Raw genomic sequence first — 24,819 nt, forward strand, 5'->3', positions numbered from 1 at the left:
GTGTCCGCATTTGTTTTGTTTGCCAGCCTGATCAAGGGGTGTTTGTGTTTCCTGTTCTTTTACTGCTGTTTATTCTTGTCCCCGTCATTGAAATTGCGCTTTTTATTCAGGTTGGCGGGGTACTCGGGCTGTGGACCACGCTGTTTCTGGTTCTGCTGACGGCGATTGTGGGGGCATCGCTGGTGCGCAGTCAGGGGATTGCCACCTTGCTGTCGGTCCAGGATCGGCTTAATCAAGGTGAACTCCCGGCGCAGCAGATCCTGGAAGGTGTGATGCTGGCTGTGGCCGGGGTGCTGTTGCTGACGCCGGGTTTCATGACGGATGCCATGGGCCTGATTGTTCTGCTGCCGGGGCCGCGTGCCGCGATTGCCCGTTATCTGATGACCAAGGTGAAGATTCAGAGCATGCATCAGAATGGTTTCGGTGGCAGGTTTGGGTCGCACGGGCCGTTTTCTCACCGTGATCCCTTTGGTCATGATCAGAGTGGCAACCAGCAAGGGGACGTTTTTGACGGTGAATATGAGCGTAAAGACGACAAAGGAAAGCGTCAAAACTCAGACGATGACGATCAGCATCGACTGCATTAAAAAAGCAGTTCGGATTTAAAAACAGGCAGCCACGGCTGCCTGTTTTGTTATTTCCCGACCATCACTGCCGGTGATGGCACATGCCAGCGCCGCAGCCTGCGGGCATACACCAAAGCCGCCAGTCCGCACAGCACATTGGCGACTGCAATGCCAGTAAAAAGGCCCTCCGTGCCGTTGACCCAGCTGCCCAGCCAGGCGGCAGGAAGCAGCAGACCAAAGAGCCGGATCAGGTTCCACAGCAGGGCCTGAAACGACAGATGCAGCGCATTGAGGGCATTAATCAGCTGCATGCAGATGGCCAGTAAGCCATAACTGGCCGGGACCAGGATCAGGTAATGCCAGAGCTGGGTCCGGACCGCTTCATCCTGACTGAACAGGGCGGATAATGGCCAGCTGAGCGGCACCATCATGATGAACACCAGTAACTGGAAGCCTAATGCAAATTTCATCGCCTTGAACAGAGCCTCAAAGGCCCGGCGGGGTTGTTCAGCACCTAAGTTTTGCGCCATGAATGGCATCAGAGCAGAGCTGAGCGCGATCATGACCAGCATCAGCAGCGATTCAATCCGCATCGCAGCGCCATAGGCAGCCACTGAGGCCGTCCCCTGAGCCGCAAGCAGCACCATGATTAAAGCATTCGACAGGGGCGTGAGTGCATTCGACAGCCCGGCTGGTGTCCCGATATGGAGGATCTGCCGCCAGTCGGCAAAGATGAGCCGGAGATCCGGCATTGCCAGCAGCTTTTCCCGTACGATTAAGATCCGCAGTGACCACACCAGCGCCACCGCCCAGCTGACACCGCTTGAAATGGCGGCACCCCGGACACCCAGTTCAGGGAAAGGGCCGTAGCCAAAAATCAGCAACGGATCGAGCACACCGTTGATCACGCCGGCCAGCATCATGATTTTCGCCGGGGTTCGGGCATCGCCGGTGGCCCGGATGGCACTGTTCCCGGCCATGGGGATCACCAGCAGCGGAATCGCCAGATACCAGACCGCCATGTATTCATGGATGATCGGCAGCAGGTTTTCTTCCGCGCCCAGCAGGCGGAATAGCGGATTGATGGTCAGCAGCCCCAGTCCGGCGGCCGCGACGACCAGAAGTACCGCCAGTAACAGCCCGTGGCTGGAAACCCGTGCGGCGGCATGGTCATCTCCGCTGCCCAGCAGCCGGCCGATGCAGGCGGACAGGCCGACCCCGACGCCCATGGTGATGGAATTCAGGGCAAAGGTGACAGGAAACGTGAAGCTGACAGCGGCCAGCGCCCGGGTGCCTAGCAAAGAAATAAAGAAGGTATCGACCAGATTGAACATCAGAATCGCGATCATCCCAAACACCATGGGAATGGTCAGGCGTCGTAAAACTTCCGGGATCGGGGCCGACAGCAGCCCATGTTTATCTGGTCGTTCTGATCGGGTCATAAGGTTCTCAAGTTCGCTTTTGCCAGCCCACCCTAAAGCAAAGAGTGTGATCCGGCAAAAAATCTGGCAGAAAAAACAAAAAAATTTAACGACAGGACTTGGGTTCCAGAAAAACGACCCAACATGTCTAAGGAACAGATTTCGTGAGCCGGACAAACTGACCGGCTCGCTTTCAAACAAACCTATGGATATTACCAAAATCAGGAGAGACGACCGATGAATATTCGTCCTTTACATGACCGAGTGATCGTTGAGCGCCAGGAAGTTGAATCTAAATCTGCTGGTGGCATCGTTCTGACTGGTTCTGCTGCAGAAAAATCTACCCGCGGTACTGTACTGGCTGTGGGCAAGGGCCGCATTCTTGAGAATGGTTCTGTGCAGCCGTTGGACGTCAAAGTTGGTGATACTGTCATCTTCTCTGAAGGTTACGCGACCAAGACCGAGAAGATTGAAGGCAAAGAAGTTCTGATCATGTCTGAAACTGACATCTTGGCAATTGTTGAATAATCCATTCACCTCGAATCAAGAATTAAGAAAGGAAGTTAAACATGGCTGCTAAAGACGTAAAATTTGGTAATGACGCTCGTGTAAAAATGCTGGAAGGTGTGAACATTCTGGCTGACGCTGTCAAAGTTACCCTGGGCCCGAAAGGCCGTAACGTGGTTCTGGACAAGTCGTTCGGTGCTCCAACCATCACTAAAGATGGTGTATCTGTTGCGCGTGAAATTGAGCTGGAAGACAAGTTCCAGAACATGGGCGCACAGATGGTGAAAGAAGTTGCTTCTCAGGCAAACGACGCTGCCGGTGACGGTACAACGACTGCAACGGTTCTGGCTCAGTCGATTGTGAACGAAGGTCTGAAAGCTGTGGCTGCGGGCATGAACCCGATGGATCTGAAGCGTGGTATCGACAAAGCTGTGGTTGCTGCGGTTGAAGAACTGAAAGCACTGTCTCAGCCTTGTGCAGACAGCAAAGCGATCGCACAGGTGGGTACGATTTCTGCGAACTCTGATGCGACGGTTGGTAACATCATTGCTGAAGCCATGGAAAAAGTTGGTCGTGATGGCGTGATCACCGTTGAAGAAGGTCAGGCGCTGCACGATGAGCTGGACGTTGTTGAAGGCATGCAGTTCGACCGCGGTTACCTGTCTCCGTACTTCATCAACAACCAGGAAGCAGGCAGCGTGGATCTGGAAAGCCCGTTTATCCTGCTGGTTGATAAGAAAATCTCGAACATCCGTGAACTGCTGCCAACGCTGGAAGCGGTTGCAAAAGCTTCTCGTCCGCTGCTGATCATTGCAGAAGATGTTGAAGGTGAAGCGCTGGCGACACTGGTTGTGAACAACATGCGTGGTATCGTGAAAGTGGCTGCTGTGAAGGCACCAGGTTTCGGTGACCGTCGTAAAGCGATGCTGCAAGACATCGCTGTCCTGACTGCAGGTACTGTGATTTCTGAAGAAATCGGCATGGAGCTGGACAAAGTGACTCTGGAAGATCTGGGTCAGGCCAAGCGTGTCAGCATCACCAAAGAAAACACCACTATCATTGATGGCCATGGTGAAGAAACTGCGATTCAGGGCCGTGTGGTTCAAATTCGTCAGCAAATCGAAGAAGCGACTTCAGACTACGACAAAGAGAAACTGCAAGAGCGTGTTGCTAAACTGGCAGGCGGTGTTGCTGTGATCAAAGTTGGCGCTGCCACTGAAGTTGAAATGAAAGAGAAGAAAGACCGCGTTGAAGATGCCCTGCACGCAACCCGTGCTGCGGTTGAAGAAGGCGTGGTTGCCGGTGGTGGTGTTGCCCTGATCCGTGCGGCTTCTAAACTGACTGAGCTGACTGGCGACAACGAAGAGCAAAACGTAGGTATCCGTGTTGCGCTGCGTGCAATGGAAGCGCCAATCCGTCAAATCACCCGTAACGCTGGTGACGAAGAGTCTGTCGTTGCGAACGAAGTGAAGAATGGCGAAGGTAACTTCGGTTATAACGCTGCAACCGGCGAATACGGCGACATGCTGGACATGGGTATCCTGGATCCAACCAAAGTAACCCGTTCTGCACTGCAATTTGCAGCGTCTGTTGCTGGCCTGATGATCACCACCGAAGCGATGGTGACTGAACTGCCAAAAGGCGACGCGCCAGATATGAGCGCCGCGATGGGCGGTATGGGTGGCATGGGCGGCATGATGTAATCAGCCCCGTCATCTGTGATGAATCAGAAAACCCGCTGAAAGGCGGGTTTTTTTATGGATGATTTTTTTCTTTCACGTCTATGTTAAGTGACTGATTTTATATTGTGGTGTTTCTACCGATTTTCTGAAATCACGCTGTCCCTCAGTGATTTTTCTTCTTATCGATCTTCAATTTTTCAGATCAGCCTATATCGCTCGCTGTTTTGTTTCACGGAGACTCTCATGTTGATATCCGTCCACCTTCAGGAGTTTTCCATGTTCAGCAAAGCGATATTGAGAGCAACCCGGTTGAGTAAAATCAGGATGAGAAAAATCATCCTGCTGATTGCAGCAAGTGGTCTCTGGATGACCGGAACCGTGCATGCCAGTGAATCGGAGCAAGCATTTATTGACCAATACCATCTGGATGCTCAGATTCATCAGATCCCGGGCAATGAAATGCTCTCTGACGAGCGTCTGAGTGAGATGTTTCAGGTTCAGGCCAGAAGCATGACGATTTGCCGCGGAGATTTCATTCCGGACGGATATGTGATCACCCGAACGACGGTGGATTTTAACTGTGGCAGTTGGCAGCACAGTGATAATGCTTACATTCTTTCACTGGCCCCGAAAGATGGTTCGACGTTCAGAACCTGCGCGGGGTATCACAGCCGTGTCTATGACGGTTTCGTGATTATCGCGAATATTTACAATACGGCTTGTAATTTTGGCTCCGGCAATTCTATCAACGGCAGTACTCAGGTGTATGCGGATAAGTACAGATCCAGCTTTACGGTGTGTGCCAATTCGCCAATCCCAAGTAACTATACCCGCGGCCGACATCATTTTTCCGTCAGTTGTAAGGTGGGGACCGGCATGGGCAACAATGCTTATGTGATCACCCGAAATTAAAATCTATTTCATCCTTTCCTGATGTTGCCTGCGGAAAATCGCAGGCTTTTAACCCTTGCAAAAAATCGATAATACCCCCCAATTCTTTGCAATTTTTTTCCTGCCGCTTTCCCCCTAAGATGATTCCTGAGCTGAACGAACAGCGTGTACTGCCTGGCCAGGCTTTGAATTTGATGTCCTGAATCTGAATTGAGGAAACGATTAATGTCGGATACAAAGCCAAAAATTACCCTGGAATTTTTTCATGATGCCGTCTGTGGCTGGTGTTATGTCCTGAGCCCACGGCTGCGCAAGCTGGCTGAGCGGGCAGATGTGGCAGTCAAGCAGCGCTGTTTTGTGTTGCAGCGCAATGATGCGGAAATGATCCAGCGTTTTGGTTCGCTGGAAGCGGCAAAACAAGAAATTCTGAATCACTGGGTCGCTTGTCAGCAGCATGCGGATGATCCGGGCCGGTTTGAGATTGAAGGCATGCGAGCCAAGCCATTCTCTTACCCGAGCGGATATCTGGCGGCGCTGGGGGCGAAAGCCGCTGAGCTGATGGGGAATTCGGATACCCATTGGGATTATTTTGATGAAATCCAGCATCTTCACCTCAAAGTGAATGACAACATCGGCGATCGTGACGTGATCATTGCTGCAGCCGGAAATATCGGGCTGGATACCGTGCGATTCGAAGCGCTGCTGGATAGTGACGACGTGCGTGATGCGGTCGAAGCGGATCTGAAACGTGCCCGGGAGTTTAAGCTGCGCAGTATTCCCAGTCTCATCATCAATGGTGCGCAGGTGGTTTCGCAGACCCTGACGGAGCAGGCACTGTTGCAGTTGATCAGCAATGAACAGGCAGCTTAACCGAAAGACACCATTTTCATCAGATTGAGGCGGGGAAATACAATGAATACAAAAGTTTTAGTGCTTTATTACTCCAGTTACGGACACATTGAAACCATGGCCCATGCGGTGGCAGAAGGGGCACGAAGTGCCGGCGATGTGGACGTTGATATCAAGCGGGTGCCTGAGCTGGTGCCGGAGGACATTGCGAAGAAATCCGGTATCCGGTTCGATCAGCAGGCACCGCTTGCTAAGCCGCAGGATCTGGCAGAATACGATGCCATTCTCTTTGGAACCCCAACACGTTTCGGCAATATGGCCGCACAGATGCGGAACTTCCTGGATCAGACCGGCGGGTTGTGGTTTGAGCAGAAACTGGTTGGCAAAATTGGCAGTGTGTTTACGTCGACGGGAACCGGCGGCGGCAATGAAACGACAGTGCAGTCGTTCCATACCACGCTGTTTCACCATGGGATGGTGGTGGTTGGTTTGCCTTATACCTCGCCAGAACTGGCCGATGTATCGGAGGTGAAAGGGGGCTCGCCGTTGGGCGCGGCCTGTATCGCCGGCGGAGACGGTTCCCGCCAGCCGTCGGTCAAAGAACTGGCGATGGCACAGTTTCAGGGGAAACATGTGGCGACCCTGGCGAAAAAACTCAGTCAGTGAAGCCAAAGGTTCAGGAACGGCCTTCCATCAAGAAGGTTGTTGCCTGAACCCGTATTTTTCGGTCATAGTGCTGACTTCATATGAAAAGGGATGAGTTTATGCCGATTGCGCGTGTCACGCTGGAAATGTGGCGGGCTTTTATCGCCATTGCTGAGCAAGGCAGTGCGGCCAAAGCGGCTTTGCAGCTGAACAAAAGCCAGTCTGCAGTCTGTCACAGTATCAAGAAGATGGAGTCTTTACTGGGGCTGCCGCTTTTTGTGGTTGAAGGCCGGAGCTCCACGCTGACCGAGCTGGGGCGTGAACTGCTGCCGCGTGCACAAAGCCTGCACCATAATGCAATTCAGATTGAAACTCTGGCTTCGAAATATCAGGGACAACTGATGACAGAGGTGAGCCTTGCGGTGGATGTGCTGCTGCCGCCTGCTTTTACGCAGGAGATTTTTGAACGCTTTTACGAAATTTACCCGGCGGTATCGCTCCGGGTGTATGAAACAGCGCTTTCCGGTGCGGGTCAGTTACTGGAATCCGGAGCGGTGTCTGTGGCGATTGCCAGCCAGCTGCCGAAAGAAACCATTCTCGAGCCTCTGGCAGAGGTGGCGCTCTGTTGTGTCTGCGCCCCATCGTTTCCGTTAGCCGCTGCGAGACAAGTTTTTCAGCCTGCCCTCAAAGATTTCCGCCAGGTGGTGATCCGCGATTCGGGCACCCGGGACACTGACAGCGGCTGGCTGGGATCACACCAGCGCCTGACGGTGAGCAGCCTTGCCGCCGCGGTAACTTCAGTCAAACGGGGGCTGGGTTTTGGCTGGCTGCCGGAGGGTGCCGTGGCTGAACTGCTTGAGCAGGGGGACTTAGTGCGTGTTGATCTGACCCATGGCGGCAGCCGGACGGTGAAACTGCAGCTGGGGATGAACCCGGAGCAGGCTCATGTCGGTGAAGTCAGTACCCTGTTTGAATTATTCCACAGCCTGAAGGTGCTGGCGGCGTCCTCTTGAGCCGGATCAGTCGGCCCACACAATGTTCTGCAGCGCATCGCCGAAGTCGCAGCTTCGGCTTTTTATTGTCTTTAAAGTCAACTATGTATGGAAATTGAGCAGTAAGTTCTGCACTATGAAAGGCTCTCAGGAAGTCTGCATCACAAGGAACGTCTGACATGCGCATTGCGTCTTTAAAACACCATACGGAATCAGCGTCGCTGTCCATTGAAAACTGGCAGATTGAACCGGCACAGCACTGGGGCATTTTTTCGACACACAGTCATGCCGCTTCGTTGCTGGTACGCATTCTCAGCGGTGAGCTGGAACCGGCGCACGGAAAGATTCACGAGTTACCTCAGCGGGTTGCCTGTATTTCGCTGCATGAGCAGCAGCGGTTGCTGGATCTTGAACTGGAAAAAGATGACAGTGATTACCTCGATAGGATTGATTACGGTTCGACCGTTGAGGCGTTGGTGCTGGAGGCGGGATGCCCTGAAGCTGAACTTGATGCCTTACTGGACAAGGCTGATTTAGGTCAGCTTCGCCACCGCGGCTTTCGTCAGTTGTCGACGGGAGAAACCCGCCGGGTCATGCTGGCCCGGGCGCTGGCAGCTGTGCCAGAATTACTGATCCTGGATGAACCTTACGCCGGGTTAGATCTCGCACACCGTAAGGCCTTATCCGTGTTGCTCGAAGAATTATCTGAGCAGATGCAGTTACTCATTGTGACGTCCCGGGAAGACGAGCTGCCGCCTTTTATTACCCATGTTGCCTTGTTCGATGAGCAGCAGTTGTCGCAGACGCTGACTCATGAAGCATGGCTGACCCATCCGGTGATGGCGCAAATGAAGGCGTTATCTGAACAGAAGAGCGATGCCATGCTGGCGCTGGTGCAGGCGCATCAGACCGCGCATGATTATCCGAATCCTTTGGTGGAGATGCATGACGTTAAAGTCGAATACGTCGGTGCAACCATATTTACCGGGGTGAACTGGCAGATAGAGCAGGGCCAGCACTGGCAGGTCCGCGGGCCGAACGGCTGCGGCAAGAGTACTTTGCTGGGGTTGATTCTCGGTGATCATCCGCAATGCTACAGCAATGATATCCGGGTCCTGGGGATGAAGCGCGGCAGTGGTGAAACCATCTGGGATGTGAAAAAGCATATTGGTGTGGTCTCGTCAGCCCTGCATCTGCAATACCGGGTGAGCTGTCCGGCCCTGGATGTACTGTTGTCGGGTTTTTATGATTCCATCGGGCTTTACCAGCAGCCGAGTCAACGGGAAATCCAGCTGGCCCGGGAATGGCTGAGCTTGCTGGAAATGACGGCGCTGGAAAAAGTGAGCTTCCGGGAACTGGATTATGGTCAGCAACGGCTGCTGTTGATCGGCAGGGCTTTGATCAAACAGCCAGCACTGCTGATTCTGGATGAACCGTATCAGGGGCTGGATTTCCTCAGCCGTAAACTGGTGTTTCGGGCACTGAACCGTATTGCTTCGACCGGACTGAGTCAGTTGTTGTATGTGACGCATCATGAAGAGGATACGCTGGATGCCATTCAGAACTTCGTCGATTTCGAAGCTGAACCGTCAGGCGGTTACCGGGTGCACCTGCAAACATCATCTACCGTGATTTAGCCGGTCATTGCCCCGAAAAGCTGCCAGGCCCGCAATCGCGGGTCTTTTTTTGGGCCGTCTTTCTGTGGCCAGCCCGCTCATTCTATTTTTCGGGGTGAGCTAGATGATGTTTGTGCCGCTCAGCGTCTGATTGACAGGCAATTCAATCCGGACACAGTCTTTTGCCAGCAAAACCGCGGCCACGGCAAAAGCTGCATCTCTTGAGCAACTTTGATGCAAAGCTGCGCTGAATATCAGGCTTCAATGCTTGCCCGGAAAAAAGCGCGAAAAGCTGTACACTTCATAAAGGCTATTAAAATCAATAGATTGTACTTTAGGTTTTGCTGAAATTTGTTTGAGTGGAATCATGAGCAGTAATTCGCTGAATTGAAACAAAAAAGCTGTCTGTTGTGTTTTTCGACAAATTTGTTCGAAATTGTTCAGCAACGTTATTATGCCATGATGCGCCTGACGCAGGATAAGTCAGTTGATCCGGAAAAAAGCGGGAAAAGCTGTACACGATATAAAAATATTATCGATCAATGTGTTAGGTGTTTATTTCGTTGTTGCTAATTTAGCTTTCATTTTTGTTCATCAATAAGCTGAAATCTAACAAGAAAGCTGTACGGAATGGCGTTTTATCTGAGAGCTGAGAGAAGCAGCCTGTTTTGACAAGAAAAGTTGAATGTCTGAGTTCGTCGGGAAAATTGCCTGAAAAGCTGTACAATATTTAAATTTATTTAAAAACAATGACTTAGTGTCTGATGTTTTAAGGTGGAGTCTTGGTGTGATTGAGCGCGCAGGAATTTGGTGATTTTTAAATGGTAAGCTGTACAGGCTGCGCAAAGGGTGTCGCAGCCTGTGCTTTGAAATTACTGATCCTGGTGGCGACGTTTTTTCTTGGCGTGCTTTTCAATGTATTCCACGATCATCCCGGCAATGTCTTTGCCGGTGGCATGCTCGATACCTTCGAGGCCCGGAGAAGAGTTCACTTCCATGATCAGCGGCCCGCGGTTGGAGCGAAGCAAATCCACGCCTGCCACATTCAGCCCCATGGCTTTTGCCGCCGCGACTGCGGTGCGGCGTTCTTCCGGCGTGATTCGTACCAGAGATGCGCTGCCGCCGCGGTGCAGGTTTGAACGGAATTCGCCGTCTGCGGCCTGACGTTTCATCGACGCGATGACTTTATCACCCAGCACAAAGCAGCGAATGTCGGCGCCGCCGGCTTCGGCAATGTATTCCTGGATCATGATGTTGGCTTTCAGGCCCATGAAGGCTTCGATCACGCTCTCTGCCGCTTTCTGGGTTTCTGCCAGCACGACACCAATGCCTTGTGTGCCTTCCAGCAGCTTGATCACCACCGGTGTCCCGCCAACCATTTTGATCAGGTCTTTGACGTCGTCCGGTTTGCTGGCAAAGCCGGTGATCGGCATGCCAATACCTTTGCGGCTCAGCAGCTGCAGCGAGCGCAGCTTGTCACGGGAGCGTGAAATCGCAATTGACTGGTTGATGGAAAACACGTTCATCATTTCAAATTGACGCAGGACAGAACAGCCGTAAAAAGTAATGTCGGCGCCGATACGCGGGATAATGGCATCAATGCCCACCAGATCATGCCCTTCAAAGTGAATGGATGGCTGGACGGAATTGATGTTCATGTAGCAGCGCAGGGCGTTAATCACCACCGCCTCATGGCCGCGTTGCTCGCAGGCTTCACGCAGGCGTCGGGTGGAATACAGGTTTGCGTTCTGGGACAAAATGCCAATTTTCATCGTGTTCTCATCAACAAGCTGGAGGAATCTGAGCTGTTTGGTTGGCGATCCTGATATTTCAGCTCAGTAAAACGGACGCAGAATATGCCTTGAAAGCGACCAGGAATCGAGAGGTAGGACCATGATCTCTTTTGATGGTGACGAGAAGAAAATTTGCTCAATCCGGGGGAAGCCAGTACAGATGCTGTCTGGAAAGGTCCCCTGAGACCAAAGGGGGAGGATGGCCTCAGGGGAGGGCTGAATTATTTCAGCACTTTCGGGTTTGAAACGCCCCACAGGGTGTAGAGTTCAGACAGAATTCGGCCTGAACGATCTTCGGTTTCCCCGATGGTGATTTCGTCTCTGCCCTGGCGGCCGAACAGCACGACTTCATCGCCTGGCTTCACGCCTCTGATATCGGTGATATCAACCATGGTGGTGTTCATGGATGCGCTGCCCAGAACTTTGGCACGCTGACCATTGATCAGCACTTCACCGACCCGGCTCAGTGAACGCGGGAAAGCATCTGAGTAACCAATTGGCAGGTTGGCCAGTACTGAGTTACGTTTCAGGGTTTCAGTCTTGCTGTAACCGATCGTTGAACCGGCTGGCAGACGGTGGATGGAAGCCACCTGAGTTTTGAACGACACAATGCGTTTGTACTCAGGGAACTCAGGCGTTGTGTCACCGTACAGTGCACCACCGGTACGAACCATGTCCAGCTGGGCTTCCGGCACCATCAGCGTGGTGAAAGAGTTAGCCACGTGCAGCAGAACGTCATCACGCTCCAATGCAGTGTGGTTGAAAATCCACTGGCTGTCCTGCTTGAACTGGCGCAGACCATCGCGAATTTCATCCAGATTTTCGGTCGGGAAGTGGGTCATGATGCCCACGATCTGCAGGTGCTTGGTCGCGACAATCTTTCTGGCTTCTTTTTTACCGTTCTTAGTCCGCATTTCGAGACCATTACGGCCCATATTGGCGGAGTTCAGGGCCAGGTGTACCGGAATGACAGTACCGTGACGTTTCGCGATGCGGGCAATGATTTTCGCCTGCTGCTTGGTCCCGATCAGCTCTTCCAGATTTAGATCAACGGCCGCCTCAATTTCAGACGGTGTTGCTGCACGCAGACGCATCAGACGACCATGAAAGCCCATGTCGCGAACCAGTTGTGCTTCGGCGTTGCTGGTGATTCCTACGCAAGGAATTCCGCTTTGGATGACCGAAGGCAGCAGGTTGGCAATACCGTTCCCGTAAGCGTCGGCTTTCATGACGGCACAGATGTCCGTATTCCGGCCAACGTAGTTTTGCAGGTGCGCAATGTTGGACTCAAAGGCAGCTTTGTCTACCTCGACCCAGGCATTTGACGACTGTACTTCATCCATGCTGTGTGCTTGTTCAATCGCTGGCAGGGTTGGTGCCGCGGTTGCCTGCATAGAAGCCGAAGTCGTCCCCATCATTGCGAGGGCAATCAGTGAGTATTTAAAGTTTTTCATTGTGCGTCTCTTTTTCTTGTTTCGGATTACAGGGTGAACTGATTGACGACCTGGCGCAGTGCATCAGCACGGCGTTTCAGTTCGTCGACACCCTGTTGAGCTTCCATCGTCGACAGGCGGTTTTCCTCCGCGCTGTCACTCAGGGAAGCAACGTTGCGAGACAGATGATCTGAGGCGTGAGCCTGCTCCTTGACCGAACCGGCGATTTCTTCCATGCCGGAACTGACCGCTGAGATTTCCTGATTAAAGGAACTGAGGGATGCGTTGGCCTGATCAGCATGCTGAACGCTGTTGTCGACACGTTCGACAGCGGTCTGCATGGTCTGCGTGGTATCACTGGTATCAGTCTGGATGGAACTGATCATCGTACTGATTTCCACGGTGGCTTTTGCTGTCCGTTCAGACAGCTGGCGCACTTCATCGGCAACGACGGCGAAGCCACGGCCCTGGGTACCGGCACGGGCAGCTTCGATGGCCGCATTCAGAGCCAGAAGGTTGGTCTGATCGGCAATGTCTTTGATCACTTCGACAATGGAGTTGATTTCACCGGCACGGCTGTCGAGTTGTTGCAGTTTGCCTGCAACGGTATTGGTTTCCCGCTGCACTGACTGCATGCCGCGGACCGCGTGTTCAATGGCTTCGACCGTGCTTTGGGTCAGCATTTCAAACTGGCCCATTTGCTGATTGGCATTATCGACAATTTCGGTGATGCTCTGGGCACTGGCTGCCAGCTCTTCGATGGCGGTGGCACTGCTGCCGACATGTTCAGACTGGGTCATGGAGCGATCGGCAACGGCGCGGATCAGCATATCCAGCTGGGCACTGGTTGCTGCAACGCTGTCGGATGATTGCTGAACTTCCAGCATGCGGTCACGCAGGGCAGCCATGAAGATATTGAAGGAGTCGGACATTTCACCGATTTCGTCCTGGCTGCGTACTTTGACCCGCTGATTCAGATCCCAGTTGCCATTGGCCAGAGAGCGCAACACTTCGTTCAGGCCGTTAATCGGCGTGACGATCAGGTTGGCAATCATGCGGCCGACAACCACTGCCAGCACCAGGAAAATGGCTGCCACAATAAAGGTTTTCTTCAGGGTTTCCGCCTTCACTTCATCAATGTCTGTCAGCTTTACATCAATACCGATGACATGTACTTCGCCGTTGTTGCCACGGAACGGCACAAAGACCGAACGGTAACGGCCAAACTCACCCTGATAGCTTTGGTATTGTTTCTTTTCGGTGCGGAATGCTTCGAAGAGCATCTCAGGAACTTCATCGTATCGCTCCAGATACCAGTTCTTATACTGACCGCGCTTCCATTCGTCTGTACTGCGATTGATGTAGGTGTAGTAAATCTGGCCATTACGACGCACGGTGGCATAAGCCCACTCCAGTTTTGCTCCCTGTGTGAAGTGCGTCAGATGGGATGAAATCTCGTCATAAAGCGCATCGTCCCGGCCATTCTCATCGTTCGGTAAGTCGCCGATGAGCTGTTCCACGGCATGCGCTGCCGTGTTCAGTTCAGTATCAATGCTGTTCATCGCTGAATTGACCAGCGTGTTATAGGAAATCGCAGACAGGGCCGCGATGATGATAAGCGCGATGGCTGTGAACAGCATCGAAAGCTTGGTTTTCAGATTCCAATTAGCAGTCATGACTATTTCCGAATGGTAAAGGTGATATGAATCACAAAAAAGAGCGATACCTGAGTATTCGGCGGCCAGTCTAATGACAATATTAATAGTTTCAATCCGAATAAATGTTTAAATTTTATTTGTTTTTGTTTTGTTAAATTATATTTTTATAGTTGTTTATTTTGATGTTTAACTAAATGACAGGATGTTGTTTTTGTTGCGAAAAATGGAGTGATCGTCACGAATTGGGGAAGGCTAAAAGCTTAATTTTGCTGCTTTTGCACCGGAGAAATTCAATAACCTGTGTCAATAGTTCAGGACCCGGCAGGACGTCATGGCAGTCAAAGGCGGCGAATCCGGGAAAAAAGATAAAAGCAGTTTTTTTCAGGCAAAAGTTAGTGTGAAAAAATAAAAAGGCCAAAGGCAAACCTTTGGCCTGAAATATCTCCGGTCTGTTGCGGGGGATGAATTATTCCAGATGAAGATCCAGCGGTGTTTTACTGGTGCGGCCGCCGATCTCCCGGGCAAGTTTGGGAACAAGATAGCCGGAGACTTTTGCCATCAGCCCGGCCATGATCTGGCGGGCTTCGTCATCGTCAACCAGAAAATGAGCCGCGCCCTGCACTTTGTCGAGCACGTGCAGGTAATAAGGTAATATCCCGGCATCAAACAGCGATTCACTCAGTGCCACTTGTGCCGCAACCGTATCATTGATGCCACGCAGTAACACCGCCTGATTGAGCAGGGTGACACCCGCTTCCCGCAGCGATGCCATCGCCTGACTCAGTTCGTCACTGATTTCGTTGGCATGGTTGATATGCGTGACCAGCATGGTCTGCAACCGGATCTGATTCAGCATCGTGCAGAATTCCGGTGTGATCCGGGCCGGGATGACGACAGGCAGGCGGGAGTGGATCCGCAGCCGTTTGATGTGCGGAATCGCTGCAATGGCTTCAATCAGCCAGCGCAGTTCGCTGTCTTTGGCCATCAGTGGATCACCGCCGGAAAGGATCACTTCATTCAGCTCCGGGTGCGCGGCAATATAGTCCAGTGAAGCCTGCCACTGGCGTTTGCCGCCCGGGTTATCCTGATACGGGAAATGGCGGCGGAAACAGTAACGGCAGTTGACGGCACAGCCGCCTTTGACGATCAGCAGGACCCGGTTCCGGTATTTGTGCAGCAGTCCCGGCTGGTCATTGTCTTGTTCTTCGAGCGGATCGTGTGAATAGCCTTCATGCACCTCAAATTCTTCGGCCAGCGGCAACACCTGCCGCAGCAAGGGATCATGCGGGTTGCCAATTTCCATTCTATCGACAAAGCTTTTGGGGACACGCTGCGCAAACAATTTTCTGGCTGCCAGACCTTCCTGCCAGGGGGCGGGATCAATCTTCAGCAAATGAAGCAGTTCAAGCGGATCCGAGATCGCATTGGCTAACTGTTCGAGCCAGTTTTGCTCAACAGGGGCGACGTTTCGGGTTATGATGTGCGGCATGAAAATAACTCGAAGATGTTAAGAGGAAAAAAATGGCGTCTTTCAGCACGAATGAATTCCGCGGCGGAATGAAAATTATGCTCGATAATGAACCATGTGTCATTATCGAAAACGAATTTGTGAAGCCAGGCAAAGGCCAGGCATTCAACCGAGTCAAAATCCGTAAGCTGCTGTCTGGCAAGGTTCTGGAAAAAACCTTCAAGTCGGGTGACACAGTTGAAGCAGCAGACGTCGTGGATACAGATCTGGATTATCTGTACAACGACGGTGAATTCTACCACTTCATGAACAATGAAACCTTCGAACAAATCGCAGCTGATCTGAAAGCAGTGGGCGACAACGCGAAGTGGCTGGTCGAAAACAACACCTGTACGCTGACCTTGTGGAATGGTAACCCAATCGCTGTGACGCCACCAAACTTTGTTGAGCTGGAAGTGGTTGAAACCGATCCGGGCCTGAAAGGTGATACGCAGGGTACAGGTGGTAAGCCTGCAACGCTGTCAACCGGTGCAGTGGTTCGTGTGCCGCTGTTCATCCAAATCGGTGAAGTGATTAAAGTTGACACCCGCTCTGCGGAATACGTCAGCCGCGTGAAGTAATTCATTGCGTGATCAGACAAGGGCCGCATCATGCGGCCTTTGTTGTTTTCATGTCCCCGTTTTGTCTTCGCAACTTTCGACTCAGATGAAAAAAGATTCTTCTATGACTATGCACTGGCAACCGACGGCTGATCTGGTGAACCTGCGCCAGCGGGCTGCGATCCTGGCTTCGATCCGACATTTTTTTGCCGAACGCGGCGTACTGGAAGTGGATACCCCGGCGATGAGTCAGGCGACCGTCACCGACATTCACTTGCATACCTTCCAGACTGAGTTTGTCGGACCGGGGTTTGCAGACGGCCAGACTCTGTATCTGATGACCAGTCCGGAGTTTCACATGAAACGTCTGCTGTCGGCGGGCAGCGGGCCGATTTATCAGATCTGTAAGTCATTCCGCAATGAAGAATCCGGTCGTTACCATAATCCGGAATTTACCATGCTGGAGTGGTACCGCCCCGGCTTTGACCATCATGCGCTGATGGATGAAATGGATGCTTTGCTGCAACAGGTGCTGTCATGTGGCGCGGCAGAACGGATGAGTTATCAGCAGGCGTTTTTGCAGGTGCTGAAGGTGTGTCCGCTGACTGCATCGATGGACGAGCTGAAACAAGCGGCGCTGCCGCTGAATCTGGGCGATGTGGCCGCTGATGAAACCGATCGGGATACTCTGCTGCAGCTGATGTTCAGCATGGGCGTCGAACCGGTGATCGGCCAGCAGGTGCCGGCTGTTGTCTATGATTTTCCGGCCTCGCAGGCCGCACTGGCACGGATCAGCCCGGCTGATCATCGTGTGGCTGAGCGCTTTGAGGTTTATTTTCAGGGCATTGAACTGGCGAACGGCTTTCACGAGCTGTCCGATGGTGATGAGCAGTTGACTCGTTTTGAATCTGATAATGCCAAGCGCCTGAGCATGGGGCTGACTGCCCAGCCGATCGACCATCACTTAGTTGCCGCCCTGAAGGCTGGTTTTCCGGACTGTGCCGGTGTGGCGCTGGGTATCGACCGTCTGATCATGCTGGCGCTGGGCCAGACGCATATTGCGCAGGTGACCGCTTTCCCGGTCACTATCGCTTAATTCCGGCGGGCCGGGCATTCAGTGACCGAGGATCAGCCCGGTGCCGACTACGGCCAGCAGTGCGCCCAGCCAGGCTGCGCCCGGTGGCCGGTGGCGGGTGTACATCCATAAAAGCGGCAGGATCAGAATCGGTGTGGTGGATGACAGCAGCGCGACCATGCCGACATCGCCGTGCTGTAAGGCAAATAAAATCAGCGTCATCCCGACAGTCATCGCCAGAAAGCCGTTCAGGGCGACCATGCCAAGAATGGGCAGGGTGATGGGCTGCAAGGGCCGGGCAATTTTCGCACCACTCAGCCGAAGTACACTGTGTGCGCCAAATGCGGTTGCCATCCGAATGGCTGAAGCGGCGACCGGATCCAAAGATGTCTGCATTGCGGGTTTGGCAATGATGGCCCCCAACGACTGACACAGCGCGGCAGTTAATCCGAGGATGATGGCAACGCCCAGACTACCGGTCATCGCTTCAATCTGATGCTTCTGGCTTTTCTGACCAAACAGAATCGCGGTCAGTACTCCGGCAAATACCAGCACAGCCCCGACCAGTTTCCATCCCAATAAGGTTTCATCGAACAGCCAGATGCCCAGCAGGGCGGAAAACACGGCGTGGCAGGAGAACAGCAGGCCAGCCCGGCGTGGCCCCATGCGGTTAAAACAGGCGAACAGGGCAGTATCGCCAATGAATATCCCGATCAGGCCGGACAAGGCCATCACCAGTGAAACATCCCAGGAAACCGTTGACCAGCCGCCATTGAACAGTGCCATGACCGACAGCATCAGGGTGACGCAAGCCATGCGCCAGCGGCTGTAGGCAAAGGCGCCCAGATGGCGGGAAGGTGTCACGGAGATTAAACTGCTGACTGCCCAGAGTGAGGCAGCCGCCAGCGCCAGCCATTCGTAGCCCATGAAAATCCTTATCGAAAAATTAGCGTGATGACAGAGTGTCGTTCGGACAGGGCGCATATCATGCAGGAAAGCGCCGGGAAATGGTATGGGACGAAGGCGGGGGCAAGCATAAAAAAACGGCCAGCGTCAGGCTGGCCGGGAAAGTTGTGGTGAGGGAGCTTAAATTTTGAAGCGCGAGACGTCTGCCCGCATCGCTTCGGCCGCCTGACTCATGCCCTGGGCACTGTGGCTGACATCCTGCGTCTGGGTTGCCAGATGGTCCGACACATCACGGATGGTCTGGGTGTTGCGGCTGATGTCTTCACTCACCGCGCGCTGCTCCTCCGCGGCGCTGGCGATTTGGGTCGCCATATCAGAAATTTCCCCGATCGCCCGGGTGATCTGCGTCAGACTGTCGCTGGCTGCCTGAGCATAGTCCACGCTCTGTCCTGCCAGACCGGTGCTGGCGCCCATGCTGTCGACGGCCTGACGGGTATTGTTCTGCAGGGTCTCAATCATGGCGCGGATTTCTTCGGTGGAATCGTGGGTGCGCTGGCTCAGCACCCGGACTTCATCGGCGACCACGGCGAAACCGCGACCCTGTTCACCGGCACGGGCTGCTTCGATGGCTGCATTAAGTGCTAGCAGGTTGGTTTGCTCGGCAATCCCCTGAATGGTAGCCAGAATATGGTTAATATCCTGCGCATTGGCTTCCAGTGCCTGAATCACACTGGCCGCTTCCTGAACCTGATTGGCCAGTGAGACAATGGCTTCGCGGTTCTGACTGATAACGGCCTGTCCCTGATCGCAGGCGCTGGTGGAAGATTGCGCGGCGGCGGCGGTCAGTTCGGCATGGCTGGCGACTTCTGCCGCGGTGGCTGACATTTCATGAATGGCAGTCGCGATCTGATTGATCTCCCCCTGCTGGCCGTTGACCCGCTCTGAAGCCTGGCGCGCCTGATGGTAAGACTGTCCGGCCTGCTCACTGAGGTTGTGGGAACGCTCTACAATCCCTTTGATCATCAGCTGCAGCTGACTGAGGAACAGGTTCATGTTCTCAGCCAGTTCACCGACCTCATCCATGCGCTGAATCTCAATGCGCTGGGTCAGATCGCCGTTCCCCTGAGTCAGGGCATGCACCGAGCGGTTCAGTTCGTTCAGCGGGCGGAGCAGGCTGTTGATGATCAGACTGGCCAGGATGGCAATCACAGCGTACATCAGCAGTGAAGCCAGGAGGGTGAAAGACAGGGTTTTTCCGATGGCGGCATAGGCCAGCCCTTTATCCTGAACTATCCCCACGGACCAGTCGGTCCCGGCAATCGGGGCGATCAGGATCAGTTTATCCTGATCGTCTTGATTAAAGTGGAACTCGGCGACCTGCTGACTGCCGGTCAGGCCACGGATGAAACCGGATGTCAGCTCATCATCCAGCTGAGTCAGCGGTTTGCGGCTGAGCGAGGCGTCCTGATAGGCGACCAGCGTATTGTTGCCGTCGATCAGGAAGGCGAAGCCGGCATTGTCCAGTTTGAGGCCGAGGATTTTATCGATGATGTGGGTGACGGTCAGATCGGCTGCCAGAACCCCCCGACGCTCGCCGCTGAAGGAGCGGGCGAAGCTGACGACCAGGCTGCCATCAAAATCCTGATAGGGTTCGGTCAGGATCAGTTTGCTGGATTTGATGGCGTCCTGATACCAGGGGCGGGTGCGCGGGTCATAATCGGCAGGCCAGTCCTCCGCTTTATCACCGTAAGCAATACTGCCATCGGCAAAGCCTGCATAGACCGACAGAAAGTTCCCGGCATGCTTGGTCAGCAGCAGCTCCCGGTCAACGTTGCTGTCTGTCGCAATCAGCGGCAGATTGGCCAGCAGCATATCGCGGCGGGCATTCAGCCAGTCGGCAATATAGTCCCCGGTCGCGGCACCGATGGCGCTCATCTGAGCATTGACTTCGCTGGTGGTTTCCTGACGGAGCTGAGAAATTGAAATGCCAGCCTGGATCGCACTGACCGTGGCAATGATGGCAGCGATCGCTACCTGTATTTTTAGCTTTATCGTGAATTTCATACTGCAATTCCGGGTCTGTCCCTGCCCTTTTCATCCCGACGGAGGGCCGAGCGAATATTAGTGAGTCACCCGTAATTATCAGCGAAACTGATTTCAGCTTGACGCGAAATTCGCAGGCCTATTGTTAGGATGTGATCCTGATTCAGGAAGTGTGTCGCCTGTCTCTTCGCTATCATTCATAAAATCAGTAACGCTGCCAGATAGAGAAGCGTCAGTCCGCTGAGACCGGCCAGCAGGCCAATTTTCATCATGTCCCGGCTGTCAAACAATCCGGTGGAATAAGCCAGGGAATTGGGCGGTGTCGAGACAGGCAGCACCATGCCCAGCGAGGCCGAAAAGGCCAGGATCACCAGCATGGCGGGCAGACCGCCGGCACTCGCCAGCGCCGGTACTGAGGTGGCGATGGCGGCTCCAATCGGCATCAGCAGGTTCGCTGTTGCTGTGTTCGACATGAAATTTGCCATCAGCCAGCACAAGAATGACAGGAAAATCAGAATCAGCAGCGATGGCAAAGCTTCGTAATCAATGGCGTGCGCCAGCTGCCGGGCCAGCCCGGTTTTCTCAAGCGCCATCCCGATTGCAATCCCCCCGGCGACCAGCCAGAGCACATCCCAGTTAAACAGTTTCAGCTCTTCTTTGCCGATAATGCCGGTCAGAGCGAAGATGGTGAGCGGGATCAGGGCGACTACATAAGCATTCATGCCATGCAGCGCTGTGGTCAGCCAGAGCAGGATGGTTGTGCCGAACGTCAGATACACCACCCAGGCCCGCCAGCTGCGCTGAAACTGACCTTCCAGCCGCAGTTCCAGGGTTGCCAGCCGGGCCGGAAACAGGCGTTGCAGCAGCCACCAGGCCAGAGCGAGCTGAATCAGGACAAAGGGCAGGCCAATCGCCATCCAGTCGAGGAAACTGATACTGTGCTCTCCGGTCAGGTATTGCAGGGCAATGGCATTGGGCGGCGTCCCAATCGGGGTTGCGATGCCGCCGGTGTTGGCCGAGACCGGAACAGCCAGTACCAGTGCTTTGACACCGGTATCCTCCTTGGGCACGGCAGCCAGAATCGGCGCCAGCAGGGCCAGCATCATGACCGTCGTGGCGGTATTGGACATAAACATCGAAAAAATTGCGGTGATCAGCATCAGCCCCAGCATGATATAGCGGGGTTCATTGCCAAAGGGGCGGAGCAGCACCCGGGCCAGATTGGTATCCAAACGGTATTTTGCGGCTGCAATGGCCAGCGCAAAACCGCCCAGAAACAGCATGATGATCGGCGAGGCAAAGGCGTGAAAGATATCTGTATAGGGAAGCAGTTCGCCAAGCGGTGTATCACCTACTGAATGACGGAAAGTGAGCAGGCTCTGATCGGAGAGCAGCACCAGCTCCAGCACAATAATGAGCAGCGAGGTGGCATAGACCGGCACGGGCTCCAAAACCCAGAGCAGTGCCGCCATGACGAAAATCGCCAGCAAACGGTGTTGGATCAGGGTCAGCCCGTCCAGCGGCAGCGATGTGGTGGGAACTTGCAACAGGGCAAATGGCAGGCCAAAGGCAAACAGTAGCTTCAGCAGTTGTGATAAAGATAATTCCGGCATTCCCTGTGCTCTCTGAATGGGCAGACAGAAACAGCATAACAGTTTCATGCAGATGCATAGGGGAGGAGATCAAAAACCGCGATCAAAAAAGGGACGAGTATGCCCGTCCCTTTCTGTTTTGCGTGCCGGATCGATCAGGCGTTGCTGGCAGTCTCTTCAGACTGTGCGGCCGGAACCGATTTCAGGCGGGTATAGGCTTCACCCATGCGGGTCGGAACATTCGGTGCCAAAGATGGCTCGAAGCTGACCATGTCTTTCGGGAACAGGTTAATCACGGTCGATCCCAGCTTGAAGCGGCCCATTTCCTCACCTTTTTTCAGGGTGATGGCCTGCTCGCCTTCAGCAGGATAATCCCAGCGGCGCACGATCTGGCCACGTGGCGGTGCAATCGTACCGGCCCAGACGGTTTCGATGCTGCCCACGATGGTGGCACCAACCAGCACCTGAGCGATCGGACCGAATTCGGTGTCAAAAATACAGACCACACGTTCGTTGCGGGCAAACAGGTTTGGGACGTTCTCTGCGGTCAGCGGATTGACCGAGAACAGATCGCCCGGTACATAAATCATCTGGCGCAGGGTACCGTCACAGGGCATGTGAACACGGTGATAATCCCGTGGTGACAGATACAGCGTTGCGAATTCACCGTCGGCAAACTCATCGGCCAGAGTCTGATCGCCGCCCAGCAGTTCCACGGCCTCGTAGGTGTGTCCTTTCGCCTGAATTAACTGGCCTTTTTCAATCGGACCAAGCTGGCTGACGCAGGCATCTGCCGGGTGGCAGAAGACGTCGTTTTCTTCATTTAACGGGCGTGCGTCTTCTTTCAGCTCACGGACAAAAAAGTCGTTGAAGCTAGCATAATATGCCGGGTCTTCGTGACGCGCTTCGGACATATCGACTTTGTAGCGGTTGATAAACCAACGGATGACCGCTGTTGTGACAAAGCCGCCTTTCAGATCAGCCAGCTTGCCTGCCAGACGGGTCAGGGCGTGTTTCGGCGCGCAGTATTGCAGGCCAATTTTCAGGTTATCGCTCACAATAAGATCCCAAATCTATTACAAATCAATCGCTTGGTCTGTCACTTGATGCGACGCTGACCCGGGCAGCGAATTCTATCCGAATTCACGGACCAAGTCAGGTAATGCTCCCGGAAGAGGAAGCCCGTTCGCAAAATGACGGCTTAATTTTGCTTGTTGCGGGAAAACTGACGGTTCGCAATGTTTTCCGACATACTGTCAATGATTTTATGGTAGCTGTCGAATCGTTCCTGGCTGATTTTGCCATCTTCCAGCGCTTCGCGCAGCAGGCAGCCCGGATCGTCTTTGTGCTTACAGTCACGGAACTTACAGCCCCCCAGATAATCACTGAATTCGACAAAAGCTTTGGTGACTTGTTCCGGCTCCAGATGCCAGAGGCCAAATTCACGAACCCCGGGCGAGTCAATCAAGTCACCGCCGTCGGCAAAGTGATATAACCGGGCTGCCGTGGTGGTGTGCTGACCCAGACCAGAGTTTTCTGAAACTTCACCGGTTTCCGCTTCGACTTCTGGCATCAGAGCATTGACCAGACTCGATTTTCCGACGCCAGACTGTCCGGCAAAGATGCTGATGTGATCTTTCAGATCGGCTTTCAGCGTTTCCAGACCTTCACCCGTCATGGTACTGACATAGCGCACTTCGTAGCCAATATCACGATATAGCGACAGTGTCTTCTCGACCTGCTGGCGCTTGTCGTCATCCAGCAAATCGACCTTGTTCAGCACAATCAGCGGCTCAATTCCGACAGTTTCTGAAGCAACCAGATACCGGTCGATGATGTTCAGCGACAGTTCCGGCAGGACAGAAGAGACGATGATAATGCGATCAACGTTCGCCGCCACTGGTTTCACGCCGTCATAGTAGTCGGGACGTGTCAGTACGGAAGTCCGCTCATGAACGGCTTCCACCACGCCAGCGATGCCCTGCAGGGCTTCGACCCCCGGACGCCAGACGACCCGGTCGCCGGAGACCAGACTCTGAATGCTGCGACGCAGGTTGCAGCGGTGAATGTCACCGGTCTCCGGATCCTCAACATCGGCATGCTGGCCGAAACGGGTGATCACCAGGCCTTCACGGGCGCTTTCCAGCAGGGCTTCATCCCACTGGACATCTTCTGCACCGTGTTTCAGGCGCTTGTTTTGGTTAGAGCGGACACGTCGGCTCTGACCTTTAGTCAGCTTTTTCTTTTTTGCCACAAGAATATCGTTCAGTTTGGTTGGCTTTCACTTCAGGCTAAGTATGATACATGCTTTAGTCATCAAATAGGCAACTTCCAATGACAATCAGCGATCAGAATCTGATTTGGATCGATCTGGAAATGACAGGTCTGGACCCGGATACTCACAAAATCATTGAAATTGCGACCATTGTGACCGATGCACAGCTCAATATCCTGGCAGAGGGACCGGTGCTGGCCATTCATCAACCGGAAGCTGAACTGGCCAAAATGGATGAGTGGTGCACCAATACGCATACCGGCAGCGGGCTGGTGGCGCGTGTGCAGCAAAGTCAGATTGATGAGCAGGAAGCGGTTCGTCAGACCATTGCATTTCTTGAACAGTGGGTTCCGCAGGGCAAGTCTCCGATTTGCGGGAACAGCATTGGACAGGATCGCCGATTCCTGTATCGCCATATGCCGGAACTGGAAGCATACTTCCATTACCGTTATCTGGATGTCAGCACGCTGAAAGAACTGACGCGTCGCTGGAAACCTGAAGTTTTGGACGGCTTTCACAAACAAGGCAGCCATCTGGCGCTGGATGATATTCGCGAATCCATTGCGGAACTACGTTATTATCGTGAGCAAATTTTTAAAATCTGATGCTTTAATGAGCGCTTGAGCGGGAAGGCGGAGTTTTTTTTGCAGAAGTATTGCATCCGCCTTTTTTCCTCGTATAATGCGCAGCCTCGAAAGGCAATAATGTTTTAGTTTGCTTTTCAGTGTTTTCGGACGCGGGGTGGAGCAGCTTGGTAGCTCGTCGGGCTCATAACCCGAAGGTCGTCGGTTCAAATCCGGCCCCCGCA

At 53.5% G+C, this 24,819-nt stretch carries 21 protein-coding genes and 1 tRNA gene; 12 read left to right on the top strand and 10 right to left on the bottom strand.

Features of this window, described 5'->3' with window-relative positions; translation table 11 throughout:
• The first annotated feature begins 44 nt into the window (after window positions 1–44).
• Window positions 45–587, top strand: a complete 543-nt coding sequence (locus ACYP03_RS20515) for an FxsA family protein (protein ID WP_459781935.1) — start codon at window positions 45–47, stop codon at window positions 585–587.
• Window positions 588–634: 47 nt separating this feature from the next.
• Here the strand turns inward: ACYP03_RS20515 and ACYP03_RS20520 are convergent, their stop codons facing one another.
• Window positions 635–2,008, bottom strand: a complete 1,374-nt coding sequence (locus ACYP03_RS20520; RefSeq protein WP_459781936.1) for an MATE family efflux transporter — start codon at window positions 2,006–2,008, stop codon at window positions 635–637.
• 216 nt (window positions 2,009–2,224) lie between these two features.
• Here ACYP03_RS20520 and ACYP03_RS20525 point away from each other — a divergent pair, with 216 nt between their 5' ends.
• The 7 genes from ACYP03_RS20525 (at window position 2,225) to ACYP03_RS20555 (ending at window position 9,190) form a co-directional block, all read left to right on the top strand.
• On the top strand, window positions 2,225–2,515 hold the full coding sequence (locus tag ACYP03_RS20525; RefSeq protein ID WP_248144323.1) for a co-chaperone GroES: 291 nt from the start codon (window positions 2,225–2,227) through the stop codon (window positions 2,513–2,515).
• A gap of 41 nt (window positions 2,516–2,556) precedes the next feature.
• Window positions 2,557–4,197, top strand: a complete 1,641-nt coding sequence (gene groL, locus ACYP03_RS20530; RefSeq protein WP_248144322.1) for a chaperonin GroEL — start codon at window positions 2,557–2,559, stop codon at window positions 4,195–4,197.
• A 222-nt stretch (window positions 4,198–4,419) separates the two neighbouring features.
• Window positions 4,420–5,088, top strand: coding sequence for a hypothetical protein (locus ACYP03_RS20535; RefSeq protein WP_459781937.1), 669 nt, complete (start codon window positions 4,420–4,422; stop codon window positions 5,086–5,088).
• 204 nt (window positions 5,089–5,292) lie between these two features.
• Window positions 5,293–5,937 carry a DsbA family oxidoreductase gene (locus tag ACYP03_RS20540; RefSeq protein ID WP_459781938.1) on the top strand — a complete coding sequence of 215 codons (645 nt, stop codon included), beginning with the start codon at window positions 5,293–5,295 and terminating at the stop codon, window positions 5,935–5,937.
• A 42-nt stretch (window positions 5,938–5,979) separates the two neighbouring features.
• Window positions 5,980–6,582: an NAD(P)H:quinone oxidoreductase gene (gene wrbA / locus ACYP03_RS20545; protein ID WP_248144319.1), complete on the top strand. Its 603-nt coding sequence runs from the start codon at window positions 5,980–5,982 to the stop codon at window positions 6,580–6,582.
• 98 nt (window positions 6,583–6,680) lie between these two features.
• Entirely contained in the window at window positions 6,681–7,574 is an 894-nt protein-coding gene (locus ACYP03_RS20550; protein ID WP_459781939.1) for a LysR family transcriptional regulator, read from the top strand.
• A gap of 158 nt (window positions 7,575–7,732) precedes the next feature.
• Entirely contained in the window at window positions 7,733–9,190 is a 1,458-nt protein-coding gene (locus ACYP03_RS20555) for an ATP-binding cassette domain-containing protein (protein ID WP_459781940.1), read from the top strand.
• A gap of 851 nt (window positions 9,191–10,041) precedes the next feature.
• Here the strand turns inward: ACYP03_RS20555 and rimK are convergent.
• From rimK to epmB, 4 genes are all read right to left on the bottom strand, one after another.
• The gene (gene rimK / locus ACYP03_RS20560; protein ID WP_248144316.1) at window positions 10,042–10,941 is read right to left on the bottom strand and encodes a 30S ribosomal protein S6--L-glutamate ligase; all 900 of its coding nucleotides are present in this window, start codon (window positions 10,939–10,941) and stop codon (window positions 10,042–10,044) included.
• 242 nt (window positions 10,942–11,183) lie between these two features.
• Window positions 11,184–12,416 carry an alanine racemase gene (gene alr / locus ACYP03_RS20565; protein ID WP_248144315.1) on the bottom strand — a complete coding sequence of 411 codons (1,233 nt, stop codon included), beginning with the start codon at window positions 12,414–12,416 and terminating at the stop codon, window positions 11,184–11,186.
• Window positions 12,417–12,442: 26 nt separating this feature from the next.
• Window positions 12,443–14,071, bottom strand: a complete 1,629-nt coding sequence (locus tag ACYP03_RS20570; RefSeq protein WP_330961720.1) for a methyl-accepting chemotaxis protein — start codon at window positions 14,069–14,071, stop codon at window positions 12,443–12,445.
• 448 nt (window positions 14,072–14,519) lie between these two features.
• On the bottom strand, window positions 14,520–15,542 hold the full coding sequence (gene epmB, locus ACYP03_RS20575; protein ID WP_459781941.1) for an EF-P beta-lysylation protein EpmB: 1,023 nt from the start codon (window positions 15,540–15,542) through the stop codon (window positions 14,520–14,522).
• Window positions 15,543–15,574: 32 nt separating this feature from the next.
• On the opposite strand from epmB, the gene efp reads away from it, so the two are divergent.
• Both efp and epmA read left to right on the top strand, forming a co-directional pair.
• A complete protein-coding gene (gene efp, locus ACYP03_RS20580; RefSeq protein WP_036750855.1) occupies window positions 15,575–16,141 on the top strand; it encodes an elongation factor P in 567 nt (188 codons plus the stop codon).
• 103 nt (window positions 16,142–16,244) lie between these two features.
• Entirely contained in the window at window positions 16,245–17,216 is a 972-nt protein-coding gene (epmA, locus tag ACYP03_RS20585; RefSeq protein WP_459781942.1) for an elongation factor P--(R)-beta-lysine ligase, read from the top strand.
• An 18-nt stretch (window positions 17,217–17,234) separates the two neighbouring features.
• Here epmA and ACYP03_RS20590 read toward each other — a convergent pair whose 3' ends face one another.
• The 5 genes from ACYP03_RS20590 to rsgA form a co-directional block, all read right to left on the bottom strand.
• Window positions 17,235–18,122, bottom strand: a complete 888-nt coding sequence (locus tag ACYP03_RS20590) for a DMT family transporter (RefSeq protein ID WP_459781943.1) — start codon at window positions 18,120–18,122, stop codon at window positions 17,235–17,237.
• 159 nt (window positions 18,123–18,281) lie between these two features.
• Entirely contained in the window at window positions 18,282–20,165 is a 1,884-nt protein-coding gene (locus ACYP03_RS20595; protein ID WP_459781944.1) for a methyl-accepting chemotaxis protein, read from the bottom strand.
• Window positions 20,166–20,341: 176 nt separating this feature from the next.
• Complete coding sequence (locus ACYP03_RS20600) at window positions 20,342–21,757, bottom strand: SLC13 family permease (RefSeq protein ID WP_459781945.1); 1,416 nt, start codon at window positions 21,755–21,757, stop codon at window positions 20,342–20,344.
• A 134-nt stretch (window positions 21,758–21,891) separates the two neighbouring features.
• Window positions 21,892–22,794, bottom strand: a complete 903-nt coding sequence (gene asd, locus ACYP03_RS20605; RefSeq protein WP_459781946.1) for an archaetidylserine decarboxylase — start codon at window positions 22,792–22,794, stop codon at window positions 21,892–21,894.
• Between the two features lie 143 nt (window positions 22,795–22,937).
• A complete protein-coding gene (rsgA, locus tag ACYP03_RS20610; protein WP_248144302.1) occupies window positions 22,938–23,990 on the bottom strand; it encodes a small ribosomal subunit biogenesis GTPase RsgA in 1,053 nt (350 codons plus the stop codon).
• Between the two features lie 80 nt (window positions 23,991–24,070).
• On the opposite strand from rsgA, the gene orn reads away from it, so the two are divergent.
• A complete protein-coding gene (gene orn / locus ACYP03_RS20615; protein ID WP_248144301.1) occupies window positions 24,071–24,616 on the top strand; it encodes an oligoribonuclease in 546 nt (181 codons plus the stop codon).
• A 130-nt stretch (window positions 24,617–24,746) separates the two neighbouring features.
• A tRNA-Met gene (locus ACYP03_RS20620) sits at window positions 24,747–24,819 on the top strand.

Source organism: Photobacterium sp. R1 (assembly GCF_054600795.1).

Coding starts and splice junctions, on each gene's coding strand:
- ACYP03_RS20520 (WP_459781936.1), bottom strand. CDS start 2,008: ATGACCCGATCAGAACGACCAGATAAACATGGGCTGCTGTCGGCCCCG.
- ACYP03_RS20525 (WP_248144323.1), top strand. CDS start 2,225: ATGAATATTCGTCCTTTACATGACCGAGTGATCGTTGAGCGCCAGGAA.
- groL (WP_248144322.1), top strand. CDS start 2,557: ATGGCTGCTAAAGACGTAAAATTTGGTAATGACGCTCGTGTAAAAATG.
- ACYP03_RS20535 (WP_459781937.1), top strand. CDS start 4,420: ATGTTGATATCCGTCCACCTTCAGGAGTTTTCCATGTTCAGCAAAGCG.
- ACYP03_RS20540 (WP_459781938.1), top strand. CDS start 5,293: ATGTCGGATACAAAGCCAAAAATTACCCTGGAATTTTTTCATGATGCC.
- wrbA (WP_248144319.1), top strand. CDS start 5,980: ATGAATACAAAAGTTTTAGTGCTTTATTACTCCAGTTACGGACACATT.
- ACYP03_RS20550 (WP_459781939.1), top strand. CDS start 6,681: ATGCCGATTGCGCGTGTCACGCTGGAAATGTGGCGGGCTTTTATCGCC.
- ACYP03_RS20555 (WP_459781940.1), top strand. CDS start 7,733: ATGCGCATTGCGTCTTTAAAACACCATACGGAATCAGCGTCGCTGTCC.
- rimK (WP_248144316.1), bottom strand. CDS start 10,941: ATGAAAATTGGCATTTTGTCCCAGAACGCAAACCTGTATTCCACCCGA.
- alr (WP_248144315.1), bottom strand. CDS start 12,416: ATGAAAAACTTTAAATACTCACTGATTGCCCTCGCAATGATGGGGACG.
- ACYP03_RS20570 (WP_330961720.1), bottom strand. CDS start 14,071: ATGACTGCTAATTGGAATCTGAAAACCAAGCTTTCGATGCTGTTCACA.
- epmB (WP_459781941.1), bottom strand. CDS start 15,542: ATGCCGCACATCATAACCCGAAACGTCGCCCCTGTTGAGCAAAACTGG.
- efp (WP_036750855.1), top strand. CDS start 15,575: ATGGCGTCTTTCAGCACGAATGAATTCCGCGGCGGAATGAAAATTATG.
- epmA (WP_459781942.1), top strand. CDS start 16,245: ATGACTATGCACTGGCAACCGACGGCTGATCTGGTGAACCTGCGCCAG.
- ACYP03_RS20590 (WP_459781943.1), bottom strand. CDS start 18,122: ATGGGCTACGAATGGCTGGCGCTGGCGGCTGCCTCACTCTGGGCAGTC.
- ACYP03_RS20595 (WP_459781944.1), bottom strand. CDS start 20,165: ATGAAATTCACGATAAAGCTAAAAATACAGGTAGCGATCGCTGCCATC.
- ACYP03_RS20600 (WP_459781945.1), bottom strand. CDS start 21,757: ATGCCGGAATTATCTTTATCACAACTGCTGAAGCTACTGTTTGCCTTT.
- orn (WP_248144301.1), top strand. CDS start 24,071: ATGACAATCAGCGATCAGAATCTGATTTGGATCGATCTGGAAATGACA.